The organism is Eggerthella sp. 1_3_56FAA, from assembly GCF_000185625.1.
In the GTDB taxonomy this organism is placed as follows: domain Bacteria; phylum Actinomycetota; class Coriobacteriia; order Coriobacteriales; family Eggerthellaceae; genus Eggerthella; species Eggerthella lenta.
The window spans coordinates 44,903-51,639 of the sequence record NZ_GL622582.1; the positions used below are offsets into that span (position 1 = coordinate 44,903).

General features: G+C 63.0%; 7 protein-coding genes. All 7 read left to right on the plus strand.

What is annotated here, in order from left to right; translation table 11 throughout:
• Positions 1–198 precede the first annotated feature (198 nt).
• Positions 199–2,112 (plus strand): NADH-quinone oxidoreductase subunit L, encoded by a 1,914-nt coding sequence (locus tag HMPREF1023_RS13445; protein ID WP_009306978.1) that lies wholly within the window; start codon positions 199–201, stop codon positions 2,110–2,112.
• Between the two features lie 18 nt (positions 2,113–2,130).
• On the plus strand, positions 2,131–3,000 hold the full coding sequence (locus HMPREF1023_RS13450; protein ID WP_009306979.1) for a complex I subunit 1 family protein: 870 nt from the start codon (positions 2,131–2,133) through the stop codon (positions 2,998–3,000).
• A 13-nt stretch (positions 3,001–3,013) separates the two neighbouring features.
• Complete coding sequence (locus HMPREF1023_RS13455; RefSeq protein WP_009306980.1) at positions 3,014–3,457, plus strand: NADH-quinone oxidoreductase subunit B family protein; 444 nt, start codon at positions 3,014–3,016, stop codon at positions 3,455–3,457.
• Complete coding sequence (locus HMPREF1023_RS13460) at positions 3,454–4,191, plus strand: NADH-quinone oxidoreductase subunit C (protein ID WP_015760640.1); 738 nt, start codon at positions 3,454–3,456, stop codon at positions 4,189–4,191. Before HMPREF1023_RS13455 ends, HMPREF1023_RS13460 begins: the two co-directional genes overlap by 4 nt.
• 1 nt (position 4,192) lies before the next feature.
• A complete protein-coding gene (locus HMPREF1023_RS13465) occupies positions 4,193–5,281 on the plus strand; it encodes a nickel-dependent hydrogenase large subunit (RefSeq protein ID WP_009306982.1) in 1,089 nt (362 codons plus the stop codon).
• A gap of 7 nt (positions 5,282–5,288) precedes the next feature.
• Positions 5,289–5,645 carry a 4Fe-4S binding protein gene (locus tag HMPREF1023_RS13470; protein ID WP_009306983.1) on the plus strand — a complete coding sequence of 119 codons (357 nt, stop codon included), beginning with the start codon at positions 5,289–5,291 and terminating at the stop codon, positions 5,643–5,645.
• 358 nt (positions 5,646–6,003) lie between these two features.
• A complete protein-coding gene (locus HMPREF1023_RS13475) occupies positions 6,004–6,657 on the plus strand; it encodes a CDP-alcohol phosphatidyltransferase family protein (protein WP_009306984.1) in 654 nt (217 codons plus the stop codon).
• Positions 6,658–6,737 lie beyond the last annotated feature (80 nt).

Below are 6,737 nucleotides of genomic sequence, written 5' to 3' on the forward strand. Positions count from 1 at the left end.
AAACCGTTTGCCTTCAACGTCTCGCCGCTGATTGAATCCGTGTTCGCCGTTGGCTCCCTTTTACCGAGCAATCGCCTCCGGAGGGGCCATGTCATCCGACCGTTTACTTTTCTCTGGTAGAGTGGCCTGGCGGGCGATATCGCTCGCTTTTATTGTTCAAGTGCAATCGGTAAAGGTAAAGGGGGAAGCTACGTGGCTATGCTCGGGTTTTTAATCCTTTTCCCGCTGGTTGTTGCCGGCGTTCTGCTTGTCGTGCGCAACAACCGAGCGAGAAACGTGATTGTGGGAGCCTCCGCGCTCGTCATCGGGTTAGCGTCGGTGTGGCTCGTCGTGTCCTATCTGGGAGCTCCGTGGATAACGTATGATTTCTACTCCCCGGTGGTCGACTACGTCTGCATGGCCGTCAGCGTGCTCATCGCTGCCGCCATCTTGTACTTCGGCATCAAGTACAAGAACCTGTGGGCTTGCGTGCTCGCAGCCGTCCAGGTGGTCGGCTCGCTTGTGTTCGAGTTCGGTTTCGCCCACGACGTCCTCGTGACCGAAGGGCTGTACCTCGACTCGCTGTCGCTGCTCATGGCGTTCATCATCGGCGTCATCGGCTCCGGCATCTGCGTGTACGCTCTCGGTTACATGGAAGACTTCCAGGCGCACGAGCCGGAAGGCGCGAAGGACCGCCGGCCGACGTTCTTCGCCCTCATGTTCGTCTTTCTGGCGGCCATGTTCCTCATCGTGTTCTCGAACAACATGCTGTGGCTGTTCACCGGCTGGGAGATCACCACGGTGTGCTCCTTCCTCCTCATCGGCTTCACCCGTACCGAGGAGGCCATCAAGAACGCCTTCCGCCAGATTATCATGAACCTGCTGGGCGGCATCGCCTTCCTGGCGGCCTTGTACGTCATGGCCATCCAGTTCAACACGCTGTCGTTCCTCGAGTTCCTGCAGATCGGCATCGCCAACCCCGGCATGGTCGTGCTGCCGGTCACGGCGCTCGCGTTCGCCGGCCTCACCAAGGCTGCGCAGATGCCGTTCCACACGTGGCTCCTCGGCGCCATGGTGGCGCCCACTCCCACGTCCGCGCTGCTGCACTCTTCGACCATGGTGAAGGCGGGCGTCTTCTTGCTCATCAAGCTGGCGCCCATCATGATGGCGTGTCCCGTTCCGTCCGTCATGGTCATCCTCGTTGGCGGCCTCACGTTCTTGTTCTGCTCGTTCATGGCCATCTCGCAGTCGAACGCCAAGCGCGTGCTGGCGTACTCCACCATCGCGAACCTCGGCTTGATCGTGGCCTGTGCGGGCGTTGGCACGCCCGAGGCGGTCTGGGCCGCGGCCTTCCTCGTGCTGTTCCACGCTATCGCGAAGTCGCTGCTGTTCCTGTGCGTCGGCACCGCCGAGCACCATATCGGCAGCCGCGACATCGAGGACATGGACCTGTTGTTCGAGCGCATGCCGCGTCTAGCCCGCTTCATGATGCTGGGTATCCTGTGCATGTTCATCGCCCCGTTCGGCATGCTGCTGGCCAAGTGGGCCACGCTCGTCTCCTTCGCGGATACCGGTCAGGTGGCGCTCATCGTGCTTCTGGCGTTCGGCTCCGCGGCCACGTTCATGTTCTGGGCGAAGTGGCTGGGCAAGCTTTCCGGCATCGCCGCTCGTCCCGAGAACGTCGAGGCCAAGGTGCATTCCAGCGAGTGGGTGGCCATCATGGTCATGGCCGTGCTCGTCATCCTGTGCTGCATTGGACTGCCCATCATCTCGTGGGCTGTGGTGGAACCGTACATCTACAGCGTGTTCGGCACCGTGGGCCAGGACATCTCGTCGTCCAACCTGTGGATCGCCTCCATCCTGTCGGCGTTCATCGCCGTGGTTCTGTTCGCCGGACTCGGCCGCTCGAAGGCCAAGAAGGTCGACATCTACCTGGCAGGCGTGAGCCGCGACAACGCCGAGCGCACGTTCTCCAACTCGCTGTCGGGCGAATCCACCGCATCGGCGCGCAACTGGTACCTCGAGGGCATCTTCGGCGAGAAGCGCTTGTCGCCGTTCGGCACCGCGTGCTGCACCGTCATCATCGTGATCGCATTCGCGGCGGCGGCCGTGGGCGTTCCGGGATTGTTCTAGGAAAGGGTGTGATCTGACATGACAATGCTCTTCGCTCTTATCGGCACCCTCGTCTTCGCCATCGTCGCGCCGGTTCTGGGATGCCTGCTCGCCGGTCTCGACCGCAAGATCTCGGCTCGTATGCAGGGTCGCGTGGGACCCCCGCTGTTGCAGCCGTACTACGATGTCCGCAAGCTCATCGAGAAGGACAACGTGTCGGTGAACTCCACCGAGGGCACCTACATCACGTGCGCCCTCGTGTTCACCCTCATCGCCGGCGGCATCTTCTTCTCCGGCGGCAACCTGCTGATGAGCGTGTTCGTGATCACGCTGTCGGGCCTGTTCTTCATCGTGGCCGCGTACTCCACGCGCTCGCCGTACGCCGAGATCGGCGCGAACCGCGAGACGCTGCAGGTCATGGCGTACGAGCCCATGGTGCTGTTCATGGCCGTGGCGTTCTACATGGCGGCCGGAACCTTCAACTCCGCAGGCGTGTTCTTCCTCGACGCGCCCGTAGTGACCAATATCTGGCTCGTATTCCTGGGCTTTTTGTTCGTGCTCACCATCAAGCTGCGCAAGTCGCCGTTCGACCTGTCGTACTCGCATCATGCGCATCAGGAGATCGTCAAGGGCATCACCACCGAGATGAGCGGCAAGACGCTGGCGAAGGTGGAGATCATGCACTGGTGCGAGAACGTGCTGTTCCTCGGCTGGACCGCGCTGTTCTTCCTTTGGGGCAACCCGCTGTCCATCGTGCTGGCGCTCGTGGTAGTGGTGCTCGTGTACTTCCTTGAGATCTGGATCGACAACAACTTCGCTCGCGTGAAGTGGCAGGCCCTGCTGGCATCGGCGTGGGGCGTGGCCCTCGTCGCGGGCGGCGTGAACATCGCGTTCTTGGCCTACCTGTAAAGGAGCTGCACCTATGACGTATGCAACCAAATCACCGTGGGTCATCCACTACGACGGTTCCAGCTGCAACGGCTGCGACATCGAAGTGCTGGCCGCGCTGTGCCCCGGGTTCGATGTGGAGCGCTTCGGCATCATCAACACGGGCAACCCCAAGCACGCCGACATCTTCCTCGTCACGGGCAGCGTGAACGAGCAGAACATCGGCGTGGTCCAGGAGATCTACAACCAGATGGTCGAGCCGAAGGTGGTCATCGCGTGCGGCATCTGCGCATGCTCGGCCGGCATCTTCCACGACTGCTACAACGTGATCGGCGGCGTCGACCAGGCCATCCCCGTGGACGTGTACGCGCCCGGCTGTGCCGTGCGCCCCGAGGCCATCATCGATGCGGTCGTGCAGGGACTCGGTATCCTGGAAGAAAAATCGAAAGCCCTGCAGGCGCAAAAGAAAGGGGCGTGAGAAACGTGACCCTGCAATCGGAATTCATCCCGCTCACCATCGAGGGCCTGCCGGCGCTCGCAGCGGAAAAGAAGGCGGAAGGCGCGCGCTTCGTGCAGATGCTGTGCGTGAACACCGAGGAAGGCATCGATCTCGTATACTCGTTCATGAAGGACGGCGTGCTGACGAACCATGAGATCAAAGGCGTGAAGAAGGGCACGACCGTACCCAGCGTCACCGATCAGTTCCTGGCGGCGTTCGTGTTCGAGAACGAGGCGCACGATCTGTTCGGCGTGGACATCGAGGGCATCGCCATCGACTTCGGCGGCAACTTCTACGCGCTCGCGCAGAAAGAGCCCATGACCATCATCTCGCCGGAGCAGAAGGCGGCTCGCGAGAAGGCGAGGAAGGTGGCCGAGGCGAAAGCCGCCAAGGAGCGCGCTGCGAAGGCCGCGGAGGCCTCGTACGTGGCGAGCCATCCCGAGGCGAAGTCCAAGCCGACAGGCGACGTCATCAAGCCTTCGGGCTCCGATGACCTGGACGCGCGCCTGGCCGGCGTGGATCCCGAGAAGGTCGCCCGCGTCAAGGCGGCCATCGCCGCGAAGGCCAAGAAGGAGGCTGCGGCGAAGCAGGCGGCCGCCGATGAGAAGATCGCGAACCTCGACCCTGAGAAAGCAGCCAAGGTGAAGGCCGCTTTGGAAGCCAAGGCCGCGCGCGAAGCGGCGAAGACGGAAACAGAAAAGGAAGGTGAGTAGCATGGGAAAGGCGACCGTCATCCCGTTCGGCCCCCAACATCCGGTGCTGCCCGAGCCTTTGCACCTCGATCTCGTGGTGGAGGACGAGACCGTCATCGAGGCGGTTCCGCAGATCGGCTTCATCCACCGCGGCCTCGAGAAGCTCGTGGAGACGCGCGATTACAACCAGTTCATCTACGTGGCCGAGCGTATCTGCGGCATCTGCGCGTTCGGGCATTCCATGGGCTACGCCGAGACCGTCGAGAAGCTCATGGGCGTCGAGATCCCCGAGCGCGCCGAGTACCTGCGCGTCATCTGGCACGAGCTTTCGCGTATCCACTCCCACGTGCTGTGGATGGGACTCGCGGCCGACGCATTCGGTTTCGAGAGCCTGTTCATGCACTGCTGGCGCCTGCGCGAGCGCGTGCTCGACATCTTCGAGAAGACCACGGGCGGACGCGTCATTTTCTCGGTCGTCAAGGTGGGCGGCGTGGTCCGCGACATCGATGACGCGCAGTTCGCCGAGATGAAGCGCGTGCTGGAGGGCATCAAGGACGAATACCGCCAGCTGTGCAACGCGTTCCTCAAAGACAGCTCGGTGAAGAACCGCACCGTTGGCGTGGGCTATATCAGCCATGAGGATGCGCTGGCCCAGAGCATGGTGGGTCCGTTCGCGCGCGCCTCCAACGTGAACTACGATGCGCGCATGCTGGGCAACGGCGGCTACGGCTTCCTGTCCGACTTCCAGCCCATCCTCGACGGCCAAGGCGACTGCTACGCTCGCGTGAAGGTGCGCGCGCTCGAGGTGCTGCAGTCCATCGATATCATCGAGGAGATGATCGCCAAGATCCCCGCCGGCGACATCGCCGTCGACGTGAAGGGCTCCCCTGCGGCCGGTGCCGAGGCCGCCAACGTGGTGGAGCAGCCTCGCGGCGAATGCTACTACTATGCGCGCGGCAACGGGTCGAAGTTCCTCGACCGCATGCGCATGCGCACGCCGACGTCGCAGAACCTGGCCGGCATGGCCACGGCGCTCGCCGGGTGCGACCTGGCCGACGTCAACATGATCGTGCTCACCATCGACCCCTGCATCAGCTGCACGGAAAGGTAGGAGGACCATGGGAAGCTTCAAGCTGGGAAAAATGACCCTCGGGGGCCTGTTCAAGAAGCCCGAGACGCTCATGTACCCCGTCGAGACGAAAACCCCTCCCGCGGGTCTCAAGGGCCATGTGGTGAACGACGTTGACCGATGCATCCTGTGCGGCATCTGCCAGAAGCGCTGCCCCTGCGCCGCAATCGTAGTGGACAAGCCGGCGCGCACCTGGACCATCGACCGCTTCCGCTGCGTGCAGTGCGGCAGCTGCGTGCGCGAATGCCCGAAGGACTGCCTGACCATGGAGCCCACGTACACGCCGCCGGCGACGAGCAAGCACGTCGACTCCTTCGAGGTTCCGGAGACCAAGAAAACGGCGTAAGACGAGCTCCGTCGGAACTGCGAAGACCCGGGAACCCTGACGGTTCCCGGGTCTTCTTTCGTTTCCGGCCCCGGGGATACAGTTCCTCATGCACGCTTTTGTCAACCAGGTGCGGGCATATGGATCCCTTTCGCTTGACAAAAGCGTGCATGAACCAAACGAACGCGCCAGAGGGGAACTCTCTGGCCGTCGTCGCGCGAGGTGCGCGGGCGAATGGAAATCCCGTTGAAGACGTGAACAAGGACGGGGTTCTGGGGAAACCTGCTAGAATGGTGCAAATCGGAACACGTTCTACCGGGCCCGAGCGCATGGCCCGGTTTTTGCGTCGAGAGACGGCGCGGAAGGGAAGGATGCTCGTATGGGACAGAAGGATGAGGGCTGCGCAGCCGACCAGGTGAGCGACCGCATCTTCACCGTGCCGAACATCATCTCGTTCGTCAGGCTGTGCCTCGTGCCCGTCTTCCTTGTGCTGCTTCTCAACGGTTTCAACGTCGCGGCTACGCTGCTGTACGCGCTGGCAGCGGGCACCGACTGGATCGACGGGCAGATCGCCCGCCGGACGAATGCCGTGTCCCGTCTGGGCCAGCTGCTCGATCCGGCGGTCGACCGCATCCTCATGATCTCGGGCGTGTGCGGCCTGTTCCTCGTGGGACGTCTGCCGCTGTGGATCATCCTCGTGGTGCTCGTGCGCGATCTGCTGCTGCTCATGGGCGGCGCGGTGCTGCTCAAGCGCTTTCGCGTGCGCGTGGCCGTCATCTTTCCGGGCAAGGTGGCCACGACGCTCTTGTTCGTCGGCTTCGCCGGCCTGCTGCTGAACTGGCCGCTCGTACCGGGACTCGGTCTCGTGGACGCGGCTTGGTTGCCGGGTTTGAACGGGCTGCCCTGTTCGTGGGGCATCTGGTTCGTATATGCCGGACTTGCGCTGGGGCTGGTCACTACCGCGTATTACATCGCTGCGGCACTGCGGAAGCTGCGTGCTGTCAAGGATGCGCAGGCGGAGAGCACGCGGTAGCGCATGGCCGCCCGGACGCCCAGAAAAGCGAACGCGAGCCGCACCGGACGACCCGATCCTGCTCGCCGAGCGCCATCTGC